Source organism: Polynucleobacter sp. MG-28-Ekke-A2 (assembly GCF_035012985.1).
In the GTDB taxonomy this organism is placed as follows: Bacteria; Pseudomonadota; Gammaproteobacteria; order Burkholderiales; family Burkholderiaceae; genus Polynucleobacter.
Window position 1 is genome coordinate 13,671 of record NZ_JAYGQU010000013.1, and the last position, 17,353, is coordinate 31,023.

The following is a 17,353-nucleotide window of genomic DNA, read 5'->3' on the forward strand; positions in this document are numbered from 1 at the left end:
ATTAACGAATCCGACATTGTAAGCAAAACGCCGCTTGTAGGCGGCGTTTTGCTTTATCTAATGCTGCAGTGCAAAATAATTATTTAAATTGCCTGCCTTAGAGCTTAAATTACTTCTTTTTCGCTGTAGCATCCTCAGCATTTAAGAACTCAACGCGGCCATTTTCAACTACACCCATCACCACGTCTTTTGCCTTGATAGCCTCATGGTCAGTCGCAGTAAATGGCTTGTTATAAGTCATTACAACGCCGTCAACTGGAGTCTTCAGATCTTGCAATGCCGCCAAAATCTTTGGTCCCTCTGTGCTGTTTGCCTGCTTGATAGCTGCAGCCAATAGGTATACAGAATCGTAACCTTGAGCTGCTGATACTGGAGAAGCAATGATGCCATTCTTTGGCTTGAACTCTTTTAGGTATGTATCTACGAATACCTTACGCTTTGGAGTAGTTGCAGGCTGCTGAATGAAAGTCTCAGGCATGGTTGCACCGTTACCGTTCTTGCCGGCTGTATCAATGAAGCTAGCCATAGACAATGTCCAGCTACCAATGATTGGCTTTTTCCAACCCAACTTTGCCATACCGTTAGCAATTTGTGCCAACTCAGGTCCAATTGCGTATGTCAACACAACGTCGGCTCCAGCATTCTTTGCTTTGAGTAACTGTGAAGTCATGTCAACGTCACCGATGTTGAACTTTTCAGTTGCAACTGGAGTAACGCCGTAACCTTTCAATGCCTTCTCTAAGTCCTCACGGCCTAACTGGCCATAGTTTGTTGAGTCAGCCAAAATAGCCACCTTCTTCAAGCCACGCTTCTCAACGGCTTCTTTTGCAATCATAGGAGCCTGAATGACATCAGGAGCGGCATTGCGGAAAACATAGTTTTCAGCAGCATTAGGGAACTGATGAGTAATCAATGTGCCTGTAGCTACGTTGTTCATTACTGGGATCTTTGCTTCTTGATAAAAGCGCTGTGATGCCAATGCAACACCAGTGTTGATGTAACCCAAAGTAGCTACTACTTTTTCGTTGTTAATCAATTCTTGTGCAATTTGTACGCCACGCTCGTTTTTCGCTTCATCATCGCGCTCAACCAAAACGATTTTGTTGCCGTTGATACCACCAGCAGCATTAATTTCTTTTGCAGCAAGGCGAACACCGTCACGCATACTGACACCCATTGAGGATGAACCACCAGTAAATGGACCTGCAACACCAAGTTTGATATCGGCAGCATAAGCGCCGGTTGTAAGCATTGCAGCAGCGGCTACTGCAAAAATGTGATGACGAATGTTCATAAAGTCTCCATGACTAAAAATTGCTAATTAATAAATACTTTTTTATAGGTAAAACCAAAACGAACAGTTATCTTACTGTTAATACAAAGGCAAAAAAAGGACTTTGTATTAGGGTTTTACATTAGCTCTAGAGGCTTATAAAAATCGCTGCTTAAGGCTACGTTCAATATTTGGCCAAAAAAGGTTGATGATCAGTCCAAGGATTACCAGACCTGCTGCCAAAATTTTCCATGCCGGCAAAGACTCTCCTAAGAAATAGGCTGCAGCCCCCATGCCAAAAATAGGTACCAGCAAAGGCGCAGGCGCCACCACTGCCGCCGGATGCTTAGAAAGGAGCCAGGCCCAAGCCGAATAGCCAAAGATGGTATTTCCCCAGGACTGCCAAAGTACGCCGGCCCATGCCCCTACTGGAGCTGAGGTTAAGGAAGTATTCATATGCTCCCACCCGCCCTCAAAAAGGAAAGAAATCGCAAATAGAGGAGGAATCGCAAAAGCGCTCGCCCAAACCACATAGGCCAGCATATTAATAGAGCCTGCCCTGCGGCTAACCGTATTGGCAACCCCCCAAGAAAAGCCGGTAAATACCACCAAAGCAAGCCCCAAGAAGGTGGTTGTGGCATCGGTGTGCAGCGCAATAATTCCCAAGCCAGTCATGGCAACTAGCACCGCCAGCATTTGATAAGTACGTAAACGCTCTTTGGCAAAAAACATCGCAAAGCCAATAGTAAAAAATACCTGAGTCTGAATCACCAGAGAAGCGAGGCCCGGGGAGATACGACCATTGATCGCAAAGTACAGAACTCCGAACTGCCCCACGCCCACTGCCAAACCATAAATACAAAGATTGACCCAAGATGTTTTAGGTCTTGGCACAAAAAAGACCAGAGGAAGAAATGCAAAGGTATATCTCAGTGCGGCAAATAAAAATGGTGGAAAAGCTGTGAGTGACAATTTAATCACGACAAAGTTCGTGCCCCACACTGCCACAATGGCTAACGCCAGCAATAGATGACTAGCGGGTAATGAATAGCTTTTCTGTGAAGTCTTAGGCACGCGTCAGCAATTCCGCCACGCGCTCAGCGATCATCATGGTGGGGGCAGCAGTATTGCCTGAGGTAATCGTAGGCATCGCCGAAGCATCGACTACACGCAGATGATGAATGCCCCTCACGCGTAATTCAGAGTCGAGCACCGCCATCGGATCGTTATCGCGACCCATCTTGCAAGTGCCCACCGGATGGAAGATGGTTGTACCAATGTCCCCCGCCGCTTTAACCAGCTCATCATCCGTTTGATATTGCACGCCCGGTTTGTATTCCTCAGGAGCGTAAGGACCTAGGGCGGCCTGCTGGGCAATCTTACGAGTTAAGCGCAGAGATTCTGCTGCTACCTTGCGATCTTCATCAGTCGACAAATAATTTGGGCTAATGACTGGTGGCGCTTCGGGGTCGATCGAATTGATGTGAACGCAACCCCTCGAGGTAGGGCGTACATTGCAAACGCTTGCCGTAAAGGCATTAAATGAATGCAAGTCTTCACCAAACTTTTCTAATGACAAAGGTTGTACGTGATATTCCACATTGGCACGCTTTTGCTCTGGTGAACTATAGGCAAATGCACCGAGCTGTGATGGCGCCATTGACATTGGGCCAGATCGCTTGAAGAGATACTCCAAGCCAATCATCATCTTTCCTAACAGCGTATTGGCTTTGGTGTTCAAGGTCTTAATACCATTGACCTTGTACACCATGCGCAACTGTAAGTGATCTTGTAAGTTCTCGCCAACACCCGGGAGATCAGCGATCACAGGGATGCCCAATTGCTTTAAATGTGCAGCAGCGCCAATACCGGAGCGCTCCAGTATTTGTACACTACCAATCGCGCCTGCACTCAATAACACTTCGCCACCCTGCTCGATGGCACATAAGGCTTCGCAAGATTGGCCATCCTTGATGTATTCAACCCCAAGACAATTTTTAGTAGCGAGATCAATTTTGAGCTTAGTAACAATGGCTTGAGTTAACACCGTGAGATTGGATCGCTTTGCTGCGTCCCTTAAAAAAGCTTTGGAAGTATTTAAGCGCCAACCAGCACGTTGACTCACATCGAAGTAACCCACGCCAAAGTTATCACCACAATTGAAGTCCTCTGAGGCTGGTATACCTGCTTCAACTGCGGCCTCTTTGAAGCGATCCATGATGGGCCAACGTAAGCGCTGCCTTGAAACAGTCCACTCACCACCCTTACCATGCCACTCATTTGCAGCGCTGTGGTAATCCTCAAATGATTTGTAGCGCCTCAGTGCGTTTTCCCAAGACCAAGAATCGTCACCCGTTGCTTGCACCCAAGATTCGTAATCGCCCGCTTGGCCGCGCATATAAATCATGCCGTTAATAGATGAGCATCCGCCCAAAACACGCCCGCGGGGATACAACAATGAGCGGCCATTCAAGCCTTTTTCAGCAGCTGTTTTAAAACGCCAATCCGCCCTTGGGTTATCGATGCAATACAAGTACCCAACTGGAATGTGAATCCAGATGTAGTTATCGTTTTTGCCAGCCTCAATCAACAAGACCTTCTTGTTGGGATTTTCAGTTAAACGCTTAGCCAACATGCAGCCAGCACTACCCGCTCCGATGATGATGTAATCGTAAGTATTTGCTTGAGTCATATATTCGCTGCTTGAAACAAAGTTGATCCTATTATTTACCAATACAAAAATTCAGGTACTTGTTGGTATTTTTGTTGATTTGTTATAGAATCACATTTGATCTAATATTAGATCATAAGAACCACCTATAAAAAATCCTTTGCCCAATTTGTAAAAAAGGCCTCCAAGCCTCTGCAGTTAACAATTGAAATGAGGATCGCTGAAGTTTGCGATAACCCGAGGATAGGCCAACAAAAGCTTGGTGATCTGCAGGGGGTATTTGTTTACAAGTTTCGCTTTAATGCTCAGGAATATTTGATGGCTTACCAGTTTGATCATTTTGCTGATGAAATAAAAATAACCTGGATTGAGTTTTGCCAAATTGGATCTCATGAAAATTTTTATACCCAGTTAAAAAAATCTATTCGACTCAAATGACGACTTCAATCTACCTCAATAGAGAAAGTGAGTACCACATATGACTCAATCCATGACAGCAGAGGATCTATATGCTCACGTGCAAAAAATGCCCTCAAAAGAACGTATTAAATTTTTCTCATTAATTGCCATCAATGCGTTTCAGGAGAATGACTATACGCATGATCAAGTATTTGGACACCTCCGAAACGCGACTTTCTCAGCAGAAGAGGCAGCAGAATTTTTAGAAATCTCACTTCCCACCTTGCGAAGGTACGTTCAGGCTGGCAGATTAAAGCCTACATCATTCATTGGAAGAAGCCAGTTATTTTCTTGTGCCGATCTGAAACTACTAAAGCAGAAAATCAACAAAGAATAGTCAAAGTTCAATACCCGTCTAAAATAACAATATGCATATTAATGAGAAGAATCGCACTCCCAAGCTAGTTGACCCTGATGATGGGCCCAGCAAGTCAGAACTAAAGCGCCAAATGACCGAACGCCAGAAGTTGGCTGAAGTTTTGGCAGCTTTGAGCAGTGATGCCTTAAAAACGATTCCCATGGATGAGGCCATTAAGGCTGCGGTTGCAGAGACCAATAAAATTAAAAGCTTTGAAGCGATTCGCCGTCATAAGCAATATCTTGGAAAACTCATGCGCTTCTTAGACGAAGAGGAATTAGACGCGATCCAGAAGCGCTTGGATGCGATTCAGGGTGTAAGTAAAGCTGAAACTGCCAAGCTACATTTTTTAGAAAGCTATCGCGATCGACTGATTGCGAATGATGAAGTCTTCACTAAGATGATTGAACAATATCCCGATATGGATATTCAGAATATGCGCACCTTAATTCGGAATGCGCGTCGCGAAAAAGAACAAAACAAACCACCTAAGGCCTACCGCGAAATTTTTCGCGTTCTTAAAGATATGGGCCTTTAAAGCTTGATCTTACGAGCTGGTACTTCTACCCAGCGATAAAGATAAGTTGCAGTCACCCAGGTAGCTACCACAGCAACCAATATCAAGGCAAGCGCCATGACGCCGTCATGAAAGGCGCTCATCCCCCAAGCTATATATAGCGTATTTGCCAGTAAGACAAACGAGAAATGAATTAAGAAAGCACAGTACGATCTTCTGCTTCCCCTGAGAATGATATTGACCAGCTTGTGTTTTCTGGACTGATGTTGAGGGCGCTTCTGATCTTGTTTCTGATCTTTGTAAGCCGAGTCCCCCCAAAGGATGAGGGCAATCGCGACCATATAGGCCAATATATTTCTGAGCCAAATTTGGTGAAAGCTTGAAACAACAATGACTACACCCACCCCTACAAACATAATTCTGGCAAATCGATTTACTTTAGGGTCGGGATAGTTCTTGCAAAGTTGTGCCAGCACGCCCAGTCCATAGGCTCCTATAAAGTAAATGAAGTAGTTTTCATAAGCGCCAGAGCGATTAAAAAATAGTAAGGATGCTACGCAGAGCACCAACAGCATCCATATCAGGGAGCGTAAGCCGGGAAACATCCCCAACATGATTGCCAGAATGGCATAGAGCTGCCAATCAATCGCCACATACCAAACGCCAGCAGAAATCGAATCTAAACCTAAGATGCCTTGCAGAAAAAATAAATGGGCTAAGAATTGTCCTAGGGTTTCTGATTCGCCAACAAATTCATCTTGAACCCAAAAGCGCGCAATCCAGGCACACAAAATCGTTAGAATGAGTGCTACTACATAGGGTGCAAACAATCGCAGGTAACGATTAAAGATTACCCTCAACACATTGCGGACATTCTTCAGGTCAGTGGAACGAGTCAATGATTGGGCCGCTAAATAGCCGCCCATCACTAAAAAGATTTGCACTGCGTAACGACCATACTCAAATAACCAAGTCATTGCCACCGGGAGTAGCAGTCGTGCATCTTCTGCAATTTGCCCATAACTCGAGAAATGATGCAGGATGATGGTTAAGGCTGCAAAAGTCTTTAAAAAATCAACGAGAAGAAAGTGGTTTTTGGACTGCACTACTTAGATTTGGTCTTACCCATCAAAGAAGCTAGCAAGGGATTAGCGCTTGCTAGTTCTTTTTTGGATTTAGCCTTCTCAGCAACACCGAGCTTAGGAGACTTGGCAGCGTTTTTCATTCCCTGCGCAGTTTTCAATGCCAGATTCTTATAGAGATCCGTTTTTTTCATGGTCATGATGCAGCTCTCTACACTAGTGAACGAATTTCAATTACTTAGTCAATGAACGAGCTGCCAAGCCCATGAAGAGCAATGACCAACCTTGCAGCAAAAGCTCAATAGCGATCAACATACCAGGCAGCCAAAGGCTAGACTCTGGATAACCATTCATGATCAGTACGCCCATCAAGATCGAGATTGCTGAAGATAGTACCAGCCAGAACCATTCGCGGAAGTGGCGATGCTGAAATGCCGAGATCAAACGCAATGCGCCAGTCACAAAAAAGATGGCAGCGAGCCACAATGTAATTGCCTCAAGCGCTGGAATTGGAAAAGCCCAAGTAAAGATTGCAGCCACAATGTAAAGGGTAGCTAAAACGAGCTGCACTCCAACGCTCTTCCAGCCTTGTGATTTCAAAGCATGAGCGCCTTGCAAGATGCCGCCAGCAAATAAGAAGATCCCTAAAATATTTACTGAGATAAAAGAAAACAATGTCTGACCTGCGATACCAATCATTCCGAGCACGATAAATAAAATTCCGAGTCCAATTAAGGCGCCAGGAACCTTGGCAGCTGCGCCCAATACTTTGGTACGAATTTCATTAATCTGTGCGGTGTTGAGTTCGGCCATATGAATGCTTTCTGTTGGAGTAATTACAAAAGTAGCCTCTACTGTATCAATAAACCCAGTTTGAGCTCGAATATTACTAATTTGCTCGCTAAACCTGAGTCCGGCAGGGCAAAAAATAAATAAGGGTATTCTTTATCCTTTTACACCCCCAGCTATGGGGATTGTTAGCAAAGAAAGTTATCCCTCATGAATAACACCCTTACCGTTATTTTAGGCATCGTCGCCATACTTCTGCCTCTAGTCGTAGGGCGTCTTTTCTGGAAACGCTTTGACCATTACTTTGGCCGAAACGATGAGGCCTATATGGATACCCTCGAGTACTTCCTAAAGAAAATCGGCTCCACTGTCTTGGTTGCCTTTGTCATCCTGTGGATTGGGATAAGTCTTGTATTTAACGGCAGTGCCTCATAAAAATGGGCGTCCAATTGAAAGAAGTCTTAGTTAAAGCGCAATTGAACTTTGCGATCTTGGCTTCTATTCTGATCATTGCAGTCTTGGGGAAATTTATCAACCCAGAGTTCACCAATAGTATTTTTGTAACTGCTGACCAGTTGGTATCTGAGCTCTACCTAGTGTTTGCCGCCATTACTTTGGGTGCCTTTATTCCCAATTTCAGACTTGTGGCTTTTGGATCGATTGCCGCCTTTATAGGTGCAGCGATCTTGATTCACCTGGAGATCTTTACTTATCTCACAACTGAATACTTATTTGCCGTTCTGATTGTGGTGCTTGGCTTTGCATCGATTGCTAACCTCTATAGACACTATCGAGAGTTTAAATTTTAACAAATTAGCTTTGCCGATCATTCAAGTATTGATTGTGATTTGTTTTTAAGTCGGCGAGCTTTTGCCATAAAGATGCTCTTGGTAAATTTATTTGTAATTTTTTCATTGAATTCTCCAGCTTACCCTCACGAGATAACAAAGCATCTATAGCCCTCTGGAGATCCCTATGAATACTATCTCCATAAGCAGCATAAGATTTTTCAAGTGCATCATTTAACTCCGACTTACGTGGGTTAAGCATGACAAGATCAATTACATCTCTACTGAACACTGCATCATCATTCCAGCGATCAGAGTTAGCTAGCAACTTGCTTGCCAATAAATCAACTCTCGATAATGTAAAAATATTACCAATTCGATCTTTGGGGCCGGGGTCATCAAATAAAATACGTCCCTCCAAAACAATCTCAAATTTAATTTTACTTTCGCCTGACTGAATGATTGTGCGGATTCCATATTGGTCAGCCCTAAGCTCGCGGACCAGTATCAAATCGCTACTATCGCTGCTAATTGCATGAATACCATCAGGCCCAGTTAGAAGTTGGCGTAGATTTCGATAGCCATTCACATCAGAAACTAAAAAATCAATATCTACGGACTCACGATACTCATCTTGTAATAGTGCAATTGCAGTACCTCCACCAAAGTAACAGCAATGCTCTTTTAATAAATGATGATTTAACTGAGTCAAAACATGTTCAATGTTTTGATGGTGTTTACGCTTAAACAAACAACTGCTCCATACCTCTATTAATAATCAGTCTTTGCATTAACTCTCTCTCATGATTTTCAAGATGCTCTAAATCTAAAAAACGTTTATTCCGCTCATAAATTGATATTGCCTCAGCATCCGTTAAATACTCCTCCTCATCTAACTGCCAAGCTAATGCTTTTAATTGCGGATAGTCCTTAATTCGAAGGTGCGGAGTATCAGGGCCTGCAATTTGTTTTGCGCACTCCTCAATCCCTTGATTACCCAGGGGAACTAAGCCCAAATGCAAATCCAGTACCTCGCATACCTGCAGATAGGCACCCATATTGACGGTTGACTCACCCCTCTCAATACGGTGCAATGTGACCCTTGAAATACCGGCTGCTCCAGCACATGATTGAGCGCGAATTTTCAAGGCCTTTCTTCTAGCGGTAATCTGCCCTCCCAAGCGCACAAGGACAGGCAGATTCTGTATGGTTTGATTATTGGGAGCTAAAGTCATAATGTTTCTTATTATATACATTTATGTATATTTGTAAACTATGGGAAACAAAATTTAGAAATAATCAATGTTGGTAACTAGATTTCCTTGATTTTTCATGAAATTTCAAGAATAATCTTGATAAGCGAGGATAATCCCATGAGAAACCTAAATTTAAGCAAATTTTCATCTCAGGCCAGTCCAGATGTATTGAATGGCCTGCACCAGATAGCTGATGCCGAGGGCCGTAAGTTTCATGCTGTCCTGGATGAGGCTTTCCGCGATTACCTCAATAAAAAAGGTTTTTCAATCAATAGCCGCATAGCGATGTCACACTTTGCTCAAAGTCTTCAAGAATTCGAAGATCTCTACAAAGAGCTTGCTAAGTAGTGCTTTATCTTTCAACCAAAGAGGTCATGTTGATACATGGCGTCTTAATAAATCAATTCGGCGGTTCACCAGGTATCAGAGATATTGCCGCGCTTGAATCAGCCCTTAATCGCCCGCAATCTGGGTATTACAAGGATGCGATTAGTGAAGCAGCTGCGCTGTTCGAAAGTCTTGCAATTAACCACCCTTTTGTTGATGGCAACAAAAGAATTGCATTTGCTGTTATGGATACTTTTTTACGATTAAACGGCTTTCGCATCCAAGCCACGCCTAAGACATTGCATATCAAGATTATCGGCATGTTTGAAAGTGGGGAATTAAAATTCGACTTTATTGATGCGTGGTTGCGCACAATATGTCAGCCTATTTAACCCCCTAAAAATTACCTGACTACCAACATTACCACCATGACCATTTGGCATCATGTCTATGGCGAACCTCAAAAATGGGGTCTGCTAAACCCTTAAGCCAGAGCCTCATTACCCTATTGTTTCTTGTGCGGCGTCTGTGCTCAAATGCCTTTCGATACCAACGTGGCGCCGAACTAGCCATAGTGATCTGCGTATCAGAGTGAAAAATCGCAATTGCTTTACGGCCAGCAGGCGATTTTGGACAAAGGTGAACAGAGCGCACGCCCTTGAAAAAGGTATCCCAATCTTTTAATACCTAACTATATTCATGCTGTTGATTTTTGCGTCTAAATGTTCTCGACATAACAAATTCCTCATACTGTTATTCATTAGTTACATCATGTCGATCTCCTTCAAAAAAATTAAAGAATAAAAAAACGCAGTCATATTTAGTGACTGCGTTTATTTTAAAGAGCAGAAAAACTATACTCAAATAATGGTGCCTAGGTAGATTATTTTTCTAGCGCTCCATAAATGACTGCATTGAGTTGCTCACGATGCACCTTACGAATTTCTCCTGGTGCAACACCCATCATCACTACAACCATCTGCTCTTTGGGGTCAACCCAGAAAATGGTTCCGTAAGCGCCGTTCCAGGTGAAGTCGCCAACGTTACCGTTAATGGCTGATAAGCCTCTGTCAGTGCGAACCGCTACACCCAAACCGAATCCATAACCCATACGTCCTGGCTCAGTAGCGCTCACATTGTTCTTAATATCTTTATTGAGATGGTTTGAAGTCATGAACGCAACCGTCTGCGGACCAAGCACGCGCTTGCCTTCTAAGCTGCCGCCATTAAGTAGCATTTGTCCAAAACGAATGTAATCACCCGCAGTGGAATAGGCGCAGGAACCACCGCAATCAAACTTCACTTTCTGTGTATGAATATCGACCTTCTGTGGCTTCCCGGTCAATGGATCCAGTGGAAGCGGCTGCGCCAAGCGCGGACGGTCTTTCTCGGCAAGATCAAAGGTAGTATTTGGCATACCAACTTTATTCCAAATGCGCTCTTGCATGATCGCACCCAATGATTTGCTGGCAATTTTTTCTTCAATAATGCCCAGCACATCTATACCAAAACCATAATCCCAAGCAGTACCAGGCTCGTATAACAATGGATTGCTTGCTAACTTATCAATAAATTCTGCTGCTGTGTATTGCGCGGCTGCTGGTGCAGAGCCAGCCGGGTAGGTCTTATGCACTGGTGTAGCGCCACGGCCGCCATACGTTAAACCATTGGTATGGCGCATGAGATCTTGGACAGTAATCGGATTTTTAGCTGGGATTAAATTCAGTTTTCCATCGCTATCAACTTGACCTACTTTCATATCCTTAAATTGGGGCAACCAATTGGAGATCGGTGCATTTAAGGGAAGCTTACCCTCTTCATAAAAAGTTAAGGCGCTAACTGAGGACATCACTTTGGTCATCGATGCCAAATTAAAAATGGCATCCGTAGTCATCGGCTTATTGTTTGCTTTGTCTAAATACCCATAAGGTTTAAAAATGGTTAGCTTGCCATTTTTAGAGACCGCTAGAACGGCACCGGCCATATTATTGGCGGCAATTTGATCGGCAAAGAACGCATCGATTCTCTTGAGACCTTCTTGGCTAAATCCCTGCCCTGGGGTGGCGCTTAAGGGCAATGGTGCTTTTGATGTATCGGCCGCAAATAGACTTGCACTCACTAATAAACCAGCAATAAGGCTGGTTGCCTGCATTTTTCTCATACTGTCTCCACTATTTATTGTTTTTTATGGCAATTCATGGGAATTTATCACCCTCTTTAGATATTGCATTGCGACTCATAACTTACAATAAAAATCCCAATAAAATCAATTAGTTAAATATATTCATTGCATCATCACCTGCAAGCTTACTGTGGCTTTAGAACCTCAGTCATGGTCATTTATAAATAAGAAGTGTTATACTTCAAACAAATAAAGTTTTATATAAAACAAATACAGCCCAATATGCACATTCACGCTGAAACACCCCAAATCATTGATCGTGGAGCGTTGGCCAAAATGGTCATGCAGCTAATGGATCACTGGGATCTTCCTACCGAAGATCAACTTGCATTACTGGGCTTAGCTTCTAGCAACCGCTCTGCCCTTGGACGCTATCGTCAAGGCGAACCTATCAGCCAAAACGTTGATCAATATGCGCGTGTTGGCCACCTATTGGGAATTCATAAAAACCTTCGCCTTCTCTTTCCTCGCAATAAAGAGCATTTATACAGCTGGATGAAAACTAGGAATAAGGCTTTTGAAAATAGAACCCCTGTAGAGGTGGTTAAAGAACTTGGGTTTATGGGTCTGCTGATGGTGCGGTCTTACCTAGATAGAGCAAGAGGCATCTAATGGATAGCCTATTTGATGGTTTAACTCTGGTTGACACCCATCAAGACTTAGCTCGAAACATCATTTCCCTTATTGAGAGTGAAAATCTTTTCGATGATTTGAGTGATTCCCCAAAAGACTGGGAGATCGCTCATATGGTTGAGCTTGACCACAAGCCATCTCCATTTGAATCCCCTGTGCCCGCAATACATCGCCCATTCGAGGATGCTGTATGGGACAACGCTATTACGTATCCATTTAATCATTGGATGCGTAGCCGTTTTTCAGATGGCTCTTTTGGGGTTTGGTACGGCGCAGATTCACTTGAAACCAGTATTTATGAATCAGCGCATCATTGGTATGCGGGACTCCTAAGTGATGCCGGATTTAATCGACCAGGAGCATATGTTGAGCGCAAGGTCTACTGGGTTAGGTGTGATGCCGCTTTAATTAATCTCAAAGATAAAGTGCTGTCTAACCCCCAATTAATGGATCCAAATGACTATAGCTACACCCAAACCGTTGGGGCTAGATTGCATCATGAGGGACATCCAGGACTTTTGACAAGGTCTACTAGAAATCTAAGCGGGGACACTTTTGCAATCTTAAAACCCCAAGTCCTTTCTGCACCTCGCCATGCTGCCTATTATTCCTATGAGGTAACCAAAGATGGTATCGCGGTTCTACTTGATGGCCGAATAATGTCCTTAAAAATTAATCTGGATATAAAAAACTGAATAGACCAGGGCAAAAAATCTTTATAAGCTTAATCGCTCTTGAAAGAGGTCTCTATGCGTGTATGTGAGTCCCCACACGCCATTTATTGAAGCAGAGTTTTCACAAAGTAAGTAATTTTGGAACTTTTTATATGATTTTTGATATATAGAATCAATTTTTAATTATTTGTAGAAATATCTATCAAATATGACAATAGCAGTCTTATGTATAAATACGATGCCATTGACCAAACCCTGGTAGATCAACGGGTTGCCCAATTCCGCGACCAGGTTGCGAGGCGCTTAGACGGCACCCTTGCAGAAGAAGAATTCCGCCCACTACGCCTGCAGAATGGTTTGTATCACCAACGACACGCTTACATGCTGCGCGTTGCCATTCCTTACGGTTTATTCAGTGCAAAGCAATTGCGCACTTTGGCACTCATCTCCGAAAAGTATGACCGGGGTTATGGTCATTTCACTACGCGTCAAAACATTCAATACAACTGGGTCACACTAGAAGATACTCCCGATATTTTGGCTGAGCTTGCCAAAGTAGAAATGCATGCCATCCAAACTTCGGGTAACTGTATTCGCAATATTACGAGTGATGCATTTGCTGGTGTAGCTGCCGATGAGTATGTAGACACTCGTCCGATTTGCGAACTCTTGCGTCAGTGGTCAACCCTGCACCCAGAATTTGCACACCTGCCACGTAAGTTTAAGTTTGCAGTCAATGGTGCAAAGGAAGATCGCACCGTATTGCTTTGCCATGATGTTGGCATCGAACTTAAGAAAAGCCCTAATATTAATAATGGTGAATTGACTGCTGATATTTATGCCGGCGGCGGCATGGGTCGTACGCCAATATTAGGCTCACTCATTAAGCAAGGACTCCCTTGGAATGTACTGCCTAGCTACCTCACAGCCTTACTCCGTGTCTACAACCGCTTTGGCAGAAGAGATAACCTCTATAAGGCTCGCATTAAGATCTTAGTAAAAGCCTTAGGCCCAGAAGAATTCGCTCGTCAAGTTGAAGGCGAATGGGCTCACATTAAAAATAGTGACGACAACTTTACGCAAGCAGAGTGGGATCGTGTTGCTCAGCATTTCACAAAGCCTGCGTACAAAACATTGCCTGCATTAAGCAATGAAGAAATTATTCATACTGCCGCCCAAACCGAGCAAGCAGCATTTGCTCGTTGGTTAGAGCGCAATGTTAAACCGCACCAAGTGCCTGGTTATGCGAGCGTGATTCTGTCGCTCAAGCCACACGGTACAGTTGCGCCCGGTGATGCCACCACTGCGCAAATGATTGCCATTGCCGATCTTTCTGATCAATATAGTTTTGGTGAATTGCGCGTTACCCATGAGCAAAACTTGGTACTTGCTGATGTTGAGCAAGCTAAGTTATATGAGCTCTGGCAAGAGGCTAAGAAGCAGAAGGTTGCTTTACCCAACGTTGGTTTACTGACTGACATCACTGCCTGTCCTGGCGGTGATTTCTGCTCATTGGCCAATGCTAAATCCCTCCCTATTGCCAAAGCGATACAAGAGCGTTTTGATGATTTGGATTACTTATTTGACCTAGGTGACATTAGCCTGAACATCTCTGGCTGCATTAACTCCTGCGGTCATCACCACGTTGGCAATATCGGCGTACTTGGTGTCGATAAAGACGGTGAAGAGTGGTATCAAATCACTTTAGGGGGCGAGCAAGGCAATAACGCCTCTATTGGCAAAGTGATTGGCCCCTCCTTCTATGCCGATGAAATCCCAGACGTGATCACTAATGTGATCAATACCTATGTAGGTGAGCGCAATGGCGATGAGCCATTTATTGAAACCTATCGTCGCATTGGAGTAGCCCCATTTAAAGAAGCAGCTTACAAAGATAAAAACGAAAACGCCAAGAAAAAAGAGAAGGCAATTGAAGGGGGTGTTGCATGAGTCAACTCAATATCACCTCTCATCAAGAGATTTTGCATTTCCCTAAAGGCGGCAAACCTACCCTAGCTCCAAATGAATGGCAAGTATGGGGCGGCAGCCAGGATGAGGGTGGTCTGCCCGATCTGGACCATGGTGCCCACAAAGTATTAGTACCGTTTACTTGGTGGCGCAGTCAGATAAATTCGCATCATCATGATGCAGATGTGATTAGTAAAACCCAGAATGGTCAGATTGGCGTGTGGTTTGCTACTGATGATGACATTCTGAAACATGCCGATGTGATTGAAGCAGGCAAACAAGTCTGGCCTTTAGTGGCAGCACACTTCCCCATCTTTAGAGATGGTCGTAGCTTTAGTACCGCAGCCCTACTAAGAAATCGCTTTTCTTGGGAGGGGGAGATCCGCGCCATTGGTGATGTATTGATTGACCAACTTCTACAAGGTGCTCGTGTTGGCTTTGATAGCTTTGCTTTGCGCCCCGATCAAAAACTGGATGTCGCCTTAAAACAATTCAATCTATATACAGTCACTACCCAAAATAGCTGGCGGGATAAACGCACCACCTTAAGCGCGTAAGCAACAGAAAAAATGACTAAAGCTTTTGCCAATAACAACAATCCGCTTGGCGAAGTGTATTTAGTGGGCGCGGGTTCTGGTGCAGTAGATCTGATTACCGTTCGTGGCGCCAAACTATTGGAGCAAGCGGATATTGTTTTCTACGACGCTTTGGTTGACTCTGAGATGCTAACACTATGTCCACAAGCCGAGAAGATCGAAGTCGGTAAGCGTTGCGGCAAGCTATCTTCAGCACAGCAGTTCATTAATAAGCGCCTAGTGGATGCCGCACAAAAGCATCAAGTGATTGTGCGCCTCAAAGGTGGCGACCCGATGCTCTTTGGTCGTGCCGATGAAGAAATTCAGACTCTCAAAGCTGCTGGGATTGAAGTTCAGGTTGTGCCTGGAATTACTGCCGCGCTTGCTGGTGCAGCCAGTATTCAACAGTCGCTGACATTACGTGGAGTATCCCGTAGCGTGGCATTTATCACCTTAGCTCAGGGCGCCGAGAATGTCGCCCCAGGACAGCCCATTTCCAATCCTACTGCTGACACTCTGGTGTATTACATGGGTCGCAAAGATGCTGCGCGTATTGCGCAGCAATTGATTGAACAAAGTCCCAATCAGCATGCCAGCACGCCAGTACAAATCTTGGAAGCCGTGAGCACAGCACGTGAGCGCTTATGGACAAGCACTTTGAAAGAGTTGGCTGCAGGCAAAGCCGATCAATGGTTTGATAGCAGCTCGCCTGCCCTCATCATGATTGGAGAGGCACTTGCAGGGCGCAACATGAGTAATAAACAGGTGCTAAACGATTCAACCTTAACTTTTGTGGCTCCAACTATTCCAAAGAGCAAAGCAGCTTAATACAAGCTCTTTACGCCGCGAGTGCCAATAAGGTAATGGCAGTAGGTGCCGATTCTGGATGCTGCTGGAATTTTTGCTCCACCTCCCAAATATCAACTGCCTCTTGCATGTGCAGCCAACTCTGAGGTGTTCCGCCAATCACTCGCGCGATACGCACGGCCATTTCTGCGCTAATACCTCTTTTCTCATGCAGGATCTCTGAAACAGTAAGGCGACTCACCCCTAGGTGACTTGCAAGAACCGCTTGGGTAACGCCAAGAGCCGGCAATACATCTTCACGGAGAATTTCTCCGGGATGCGTAGGCCTACGATTTGTATTTCTTAAACTCTTCATTAATTTCTTCATTAGTGATAATCCTCCAAATCTACATACACTGCATTTTCACCATCAAATTTAAATGTCAGCCGCCAGTTACCAGAAACAAGTACAGCAAAAGTCTTTTTTCTTTTACCCTGCAGCTGATGAAAGCGATAACCCGGCAAATCCATATCCTCAGGAATAATTGCTGCATCCAGTCTATCCAGTATGCGAATGAGGCGAGCGGCATGCTGCGCTGGGATTGCCTTGTAACTTCCTTTTGAAAAAAAGAGTTCTAAACCTCGATGACTAAAAGATTGGATCATTAAAACCTCTAACACTCAATCTCTTATTGTAATGTATTTAATTACACTGTAATGTATATCATTACATTTAGCAAGGTCTTAATTAAGGTCTAATTGCCTCAAACAAACTAAATGCTTCTTGCGCAAAATTCAAAACACGCCGGTACAAATCTTGGAAGCAGTGGGCATAGCACGCGAGCGTTTATGGACGAGCACCTTACAACAGTTGGCTGCAGGCAAAGCAGATCAATGGTTTGATAGCAGCTCGCCTGCCCTGATCATGATTGGTGAGGCTTTCAGAACCTCTCGCACATTGGCCTCAGATACTGCTGAGGAAAAAATGGATGAATGCTTGCAGAAAGCAAGTTAG

Annotated in this window: 24 protein-coding genes; 13 read left to right on the top strand and 11 right to left on the bottom strand. The window is 44.2% G+C overall.

Annotation, left to right across the window (positions count from 1 at the left end; translation table 11 throughout):
- Positions 1-109: 109 nt before the first annotated feature.
- From VC188_RS08620 to VC188_RS08630, 3 genes are all read right to left on the bottom strand, one after another.
- Positions 110-1,294: an ABC transporter substrate-binding protein gene (locus VC188_RS08620; RefSeq protein ID WP_216157620.1), complete on the bottom strand. Its 1,185-nt coding sequence runs from the start codon at positions 1,292-1,294 to the stop codon at positions 110-112.
- Positions 1,295-1,429: 135 nt separating this feature from the next.
- Positions 1,430-2,347, bottom strand: coding sequence for an EamA family transporter (locus tag VC188_RS08625; protein ID WP_323483660.1), 918 nt, complete (start codon positions 2,345-2,347; stop codon positions 1,430-1,432).
- On the bottom strand, positions 2,340-3,965 hold the full coding sequence (locus VC188_RS08630; protein WP_323483661.1) for a GMC family oxidoreductase: 1,626 nt from the start codon (positions 3,963-3,965) through the stop codon (positions 2,340-2,342). Before VC188_RS08630 ends, VC188_RS08625 begins: the two co-directional genes overlap by 8 nt.
- 114 nt (positions 3,966-4,079) lie before the next feature.
- On the opposite strand from VC188_RS08630, the gene VC188_RS08635 reads away from it, so the two are divergent.
- Genes VC188_RS08635 through yjgA form a run of 3 tightly spaced genes read left to right on the top strand, consistent with a single transcriptional unit; the run spans position 4,080 to position 5,299 of the window.
- Positions 4,080-4,382, top strand: a complete 303-nt coding sequence (locus VC188_RS08635; RefSeq protein WP_323483701.1) for a type II toxin-antitoxin system RelE/ParE family toxin — start codon at positions 4,080-4,082, stop codon at positions 4,380-4,382.
- A 40-nt stretch (positions 4,383-4,422) separates the two neighbouring features.
- Entirely contained in the window at positions 4,423-4,740 is a 318-nt protein-coding gene (locus VC188_RS08640; RefSeq protein WP_323483662.1) for a helix-turn-helix domain-containing protein, read from the top strand.
- A 31-nt stretch (positions 4,741-4,771) separates the two neighbouring features.
- On the top strand, positions 4,772-5,299 hold the full coding sequence (gene yjgA, locus VC188_RS08645) for a ribosome biogenesis factor YjgA (RefSeq protein WP_215321539.1): 528 nt from the start codon (positions 4,772-4,774) through the stop codon (positions 5,297-5,299).
- Here the strand turns inward: yjgA and VC188_RS08650 are convergent.
- From VC188_RS08650 to VC188_RS08660, 3 genes are read right to left on the bottom strand one after another with little or no spacing between them, the layout of a single operon-like run.
- Complete coding sequence (locus VC188_RS08650) at positions 5,296-6,384, bottom strand: acyltransferase (protein ID WP_323483663.1); 1,089 nt, start codon at positions 6,382-6,384, stop codon at positions 5,296-5,298. The two genes, yjgA and VC188_RS08650, sit on opposite strands and share 4 nt — an antisense overlap.
- Positions 6,384-6,560 (bottom strand): hypothetical protein, encoded by a 177-nt coding sequence (locus VC188_RS08655; protein WP_215321537.1) that lies wholly within the window; start codon positions 6,558-6,560, stop codon positions 6,384-6,386. Before VC188_RS08655 ends, VC188_RS08650 begins: the two co-directional genes overlap by 1 nt.
- Positions 6,561-6,594: 34 nt before the next feature.
- Positions 6,595-7,173 carry an HdeD family acid-resistance protein gene (locus VC188_RS08660; protein WP_215321536.1) on the bottom strand — a complete coding sequence of 193 codons (579 nt, stop codon included), beginning with the start codon at positions 7,171-7,173 and terminating at the stop codon, positions 6,595-6,597.
- Positions 7,174-7,359: 186 nt separating this feature from the next.
- On the opposite strand from VC188_RS08660, the gene VC188_RS08665 reads away from it, so the two are divergent.
- Together VC188_RS08665 and VC188_RS08670 are read left to right on the top strand one after the other, a co-directional pair.
- Positions 7,360-7,584, top strand: coding sequence for a hypothetical protein (locus VC188_RS08665; protein WP_215321535.1), 225 nt, complete (start codon positions 7,360-7,362; stop codon positions 7,582-7,584).
- 14 nt (positions 7,585-7,598) lie between these two features.
- Entirely contained in the window at positions 7,599-7,958 is a 360-nt protein-coding gene (locus tag VC188_RS08670; protein ID WP_255538523.1) for a hypothetical protein, read from the top strand.
- Between the two features lie 4 nt (positions 7,959-7,962).
- On the opposite strand, the gene VC188_RS08675 is transcribed toward VC188_RS08670, so the two are convergent.
- Both VC188_RS08675 and VC188_RS08680 read right to left on the bottom strand, forming a co-directional pair.
- Positions 7,963-8,688, bottom strand: a complete 726-nt coding sequence (locus tag VC188_RS08675; protein WP_323483664.1) for a nucleotidyl transferase AbiEii/AbiGii toxin family protein — start codon at positions 8,686-8,688, stop codon at positions 7,963-7,965.
- Complete coding sequence (locus VC188_RS08680; RefSeq protein WP_215321532.1) at positions 8,681-9,172, bottom strand: helix-turn-helix domain-containing protein; 492 nt, start codon at positions 9,170-9,172, stop codon at positions 8,681-8,683. Before VC188_RS08680 ends, VC188_RS08675 begins: the two co-directional genes overlap by 8 nt.
- 138 nt (positions 9,173-9,310) lie before the next feature.
- On the opposite strand from VC188_RS08680, the gene VC188_RS08685 reads away from it, so the two are divergent.
- Both VC188_RS08685 and VC188_RS08690 read left to right on the top strand, forming a co-directional pair.
- On the top strand, positions 9,311-9,541 hold the full coding sequence (locus VC188_RS08685; protein ID WP_323483665.1) for a hypothetical protein: 231 nt from the start codon (positions 9,311-9,313) through the stop codon (positions 9,539-9,541).
- Positions 9,541-9,912 (top strand): type II toxin-antitoxin system death-on-curing family toxin, encoded by a 372-nt coding sequence (locus VC188_RS08690; RefSeq protein ID WP_323483666.1) that lies wholly within the window; start codon positions 9,541-9,543, stop codon positions 9,910-9,912. Before VC188_RS08685 ends, VC188_RS08690 begins: the two co-directional genes overlap by 1 nt.
- A gap of 491 nt (positions 9,913-10,403) precedes the next feature.
- Here the strand turns inward: VC188_RS08690 and VC188_RS08695 are convergent, their stop codons facing one another.
- The gene (locus VC188_RS08695; protein ID WP_323483667.1) at positions 10,404-11,681 is read right to left on the bottom strand and encodes a serine hydrolase domain-containing protein; all 1,278 of its coding nucleotides are present in this window, start codon (positions 11,679-11,681) and stop codon (positions 10,404-10,406) included.
- A 243-nt stretch (positions 11,682-11,924) separates the two neighbouring features.
- On the opposite strand from VC188_RS08695, the gene VC188_RS08700 reads away from it, so the two are divergent.
- From VC188_RS08700 to cobA, 5 genes are all read left to right on the top strand, one after another.
- The gene (locus VC188_RS08700) at positions 11,925-12,314 is read left to right on the top strand and encodes an MbcA/ParS/Xre antitoxin family protein (RefSeq protein WP_323483668.1); all 390 of its coding nucleotides are present in this window, start codon (positions 11,925-11,927) and stop codon (positions 12,312-12,314) included.
- Entirely contained in the window at positions 12,314-13,030 is a 717-nt protein-coding gene (locus VC188_RS08705) for an RES family NAD+ phosphorylase (RefSeq protein ID WP_215321526.1), read from the top strand. The genes VC188_RS08700 and VC188_RS08705 overlap by 1 nt, the downstream gene beginning before the upstream one ends.
- A 204-nt stretch (positions 13,031-13,234) precedes the next feature.
- Complete coding sequence (locus VC188_RS08710; RefSeq protein WP_323483669.1) at positions 13,235-14,959, top strand: nitrite/sulfite reductase; 1,725 nt, start codon at positions 13,235-13,237, stop codon at positions 14,957-14,959.
- Positions 14,956-15,534: a DUF934 domain-containing protein gene (locus tag VC188_RS08715; RefSeq protein ID WP_323483670.1), complete on the top strand. Its 579-nt coding sequence runs from the start codon at positions 14,956-14,958 to the stop codon at positions 15,532-15,534. Before VC188_RS08710 ends, VC188_RS08715 begins: the two co-directional genes overlap by 4 nt.
- Before the next feature lie 12 nt (positions 15,535-15,546).
- Positions 15,547-16,380 (top strand): uroporphyrinogen-III C-methyltransferase, encoded by an 834-nt coding sequence (gene cobA / locus VC188_RS08720; RefSeq protein ID WP_323483671.1) that lies wholly within the window; start codon positions 15,547-15,549, stop codon positions 16,378-16,380.
- A 10-nt stretch (positions 16,381-16,390) separates the two neighbouring features.
- Here cobA and VC188_RS08725 read toward each other — a convergent pair whose 3' ends face one another.
- Complete coding sequence (locus VC188_RS08725) at positions 16,391-16,714, bottom strand: HigA family addiction module antitoxin (protein WP_215322255.1); 324 nt, start codon at positions 16,712-16,714, stop codon at positions 16,391-16,393.
- 11 nt (positions 16,715-16,725) lie between these two features.
- On the bottom strand, positions 16,726-17,004 hold the full coding sequence (locus VC188_RS08730; RefSeq protein ID WP_216190862.1) for a type II toxin-antitoxin system RelE/ParE family toxin: 279 nt from the start codon (positions 17,002-17,004) through the stop codon (positions 16,726-16,728).
- Positions 17,005-17,122: 118 nt separating this feature from the next.
- Between VC188_RS08730 and VC188_RS08735 the strand changes: the two genes are divergently transcribed.
- The gene (locus VC188_RS08735; RefSeq protein ID WP_323483672.1) at positions 17,123-17,353 is read left to right on the top strand and encodes a hypothetical protein; all 231 of its coding nucleotides are present in this window, start codon (positions 17,123-17,125) and stop codon (positions 17,351-17,353) included.

What these genes read in the sequence shown, in the direction of transcription:
- VC188_RS08685 (WP_323483665.1), top strand. Translation starts at nt 9,311, where the DNA reads ATGAGAAACCTAAATTTAAGCAAATTTTCATCTCAGGCCAGTCCAGAT.
- cobA (WP_323483671.1), top strand. Translation starts at nt 15,547, where the DNA reads ATGACTAAAGCTTTTGCCAATAACAACAATCCGCTTGGCGAAGTGTAT.
- VC188_RS08620 (WP_216157620.1), bottom strand. Translation starts at nt 1,294, where the DNA reads ATGAACATTCGTCATCACATTTTTGCAGTAGCCGCTGCTGCAATGCTT.
- yjgA (WP_215321539.1), top strand. Translation starts at nt 4,772, where the DNA reads ATGCATATTAATGAGAAGAATCGCACTCCCAAGCTAGTTGACCCTGAT.
- VC188_RS08680 (WP_215321532.1), bottom strand. Translation starts at nt 9,172, where the DNA reads ATGACTTTAGCTCCCAATAATCAAACCATACAGAATCTGCCTGTCCTT.
- VC188_RS08725 (WP_215322255.1), bottom strand. Translation starts at nt 16,714, where the DNA reads ATGAAGAGTTTAAGAAATACAAATCGTAGGCCTACGCATCCCGGAGAA.
- VC188_RS08695 (WP_323483667.1), bottom strand. Translation starts at nt 11,681, where the DNA reads ATGAGAAAAATGCAGGCAACCAGCCTTATTGCTGGTTTATTAGTGAGT.
- VC188_RS08665 (WP_215321535.1), top strand. Translation starts at nt 7,360, where the DNA reads ATGAATAACACCCTTACCGTTATTTTAGGCATCGTCGCCATACTTCTG.
- VC188_RS08715 (WP_323483670.1), top strand. Translation starts at nt 14,956, where the DNA reads ATGAGTCAACTCAATATCACCTCTCATCAAGAGATTTTGCATTTCCCT.
- VC188_RS08660 (WP_215321536.1), bottom strand. Translation starts at nt 7,173, where the DNA reads ATGGCCGAACTCAACACCGCACAGATTAATGAAATTCGTACCAAAGTA.
- VC188_RS08655 (WP_215321537.1), bottom strand. Translation starts at nt 6,560, where the DNA reads ATGACCATGAAAAAAACGGATCTCTATAAGAATCTGGCATTGAAAACT.
- VC188_RS08705 (WP_215321526.1), top strand. Translation starts at nt 12,314, where the DNA reads ATGGATAGCCTATTTGATGGTTTAACTCTGGTTGACACCCATCAAGAC.
- VC188_RS08640 (WP_323483662.1), top strand. Translation starts at nt 4,423, where the DNA reads ATGACTCAATCCATGACAGCAGAGGATCTATATGCTCACGTGCAAAAA.
- VC188_RS08730 (WP_216190862.1), bottom strand. Translation starts at nt 17,004, where the DNA reads ATGATCCAATCTTTTAGTCATCGAGGTTTAGAACTCTTTTTTTCAAAA.
- VC188_RS08630 (WP_323483661.1), bottom strand. Translation starts at nt 3,965, where the DNA reads ATGACTCAAGCAAATACTTACGATTACATCATCATCGGAGCGGGTAGT.
- VC188_RS08700 (WP_323483668.1), top strand. Translation starts at nt 11,925, where the DNA reads ATGCACATTCACGCTGAAACACCCCAAATCATTGATCGTGGAGCGTTG.
- VC188_RS08710 (WP_323483669.1), top strand. Translation starts at nt 13,235, where the DNA reads ATGTATAAATACGATGCCATTGACCAAACCCTGGTAGATCAACGGGTT.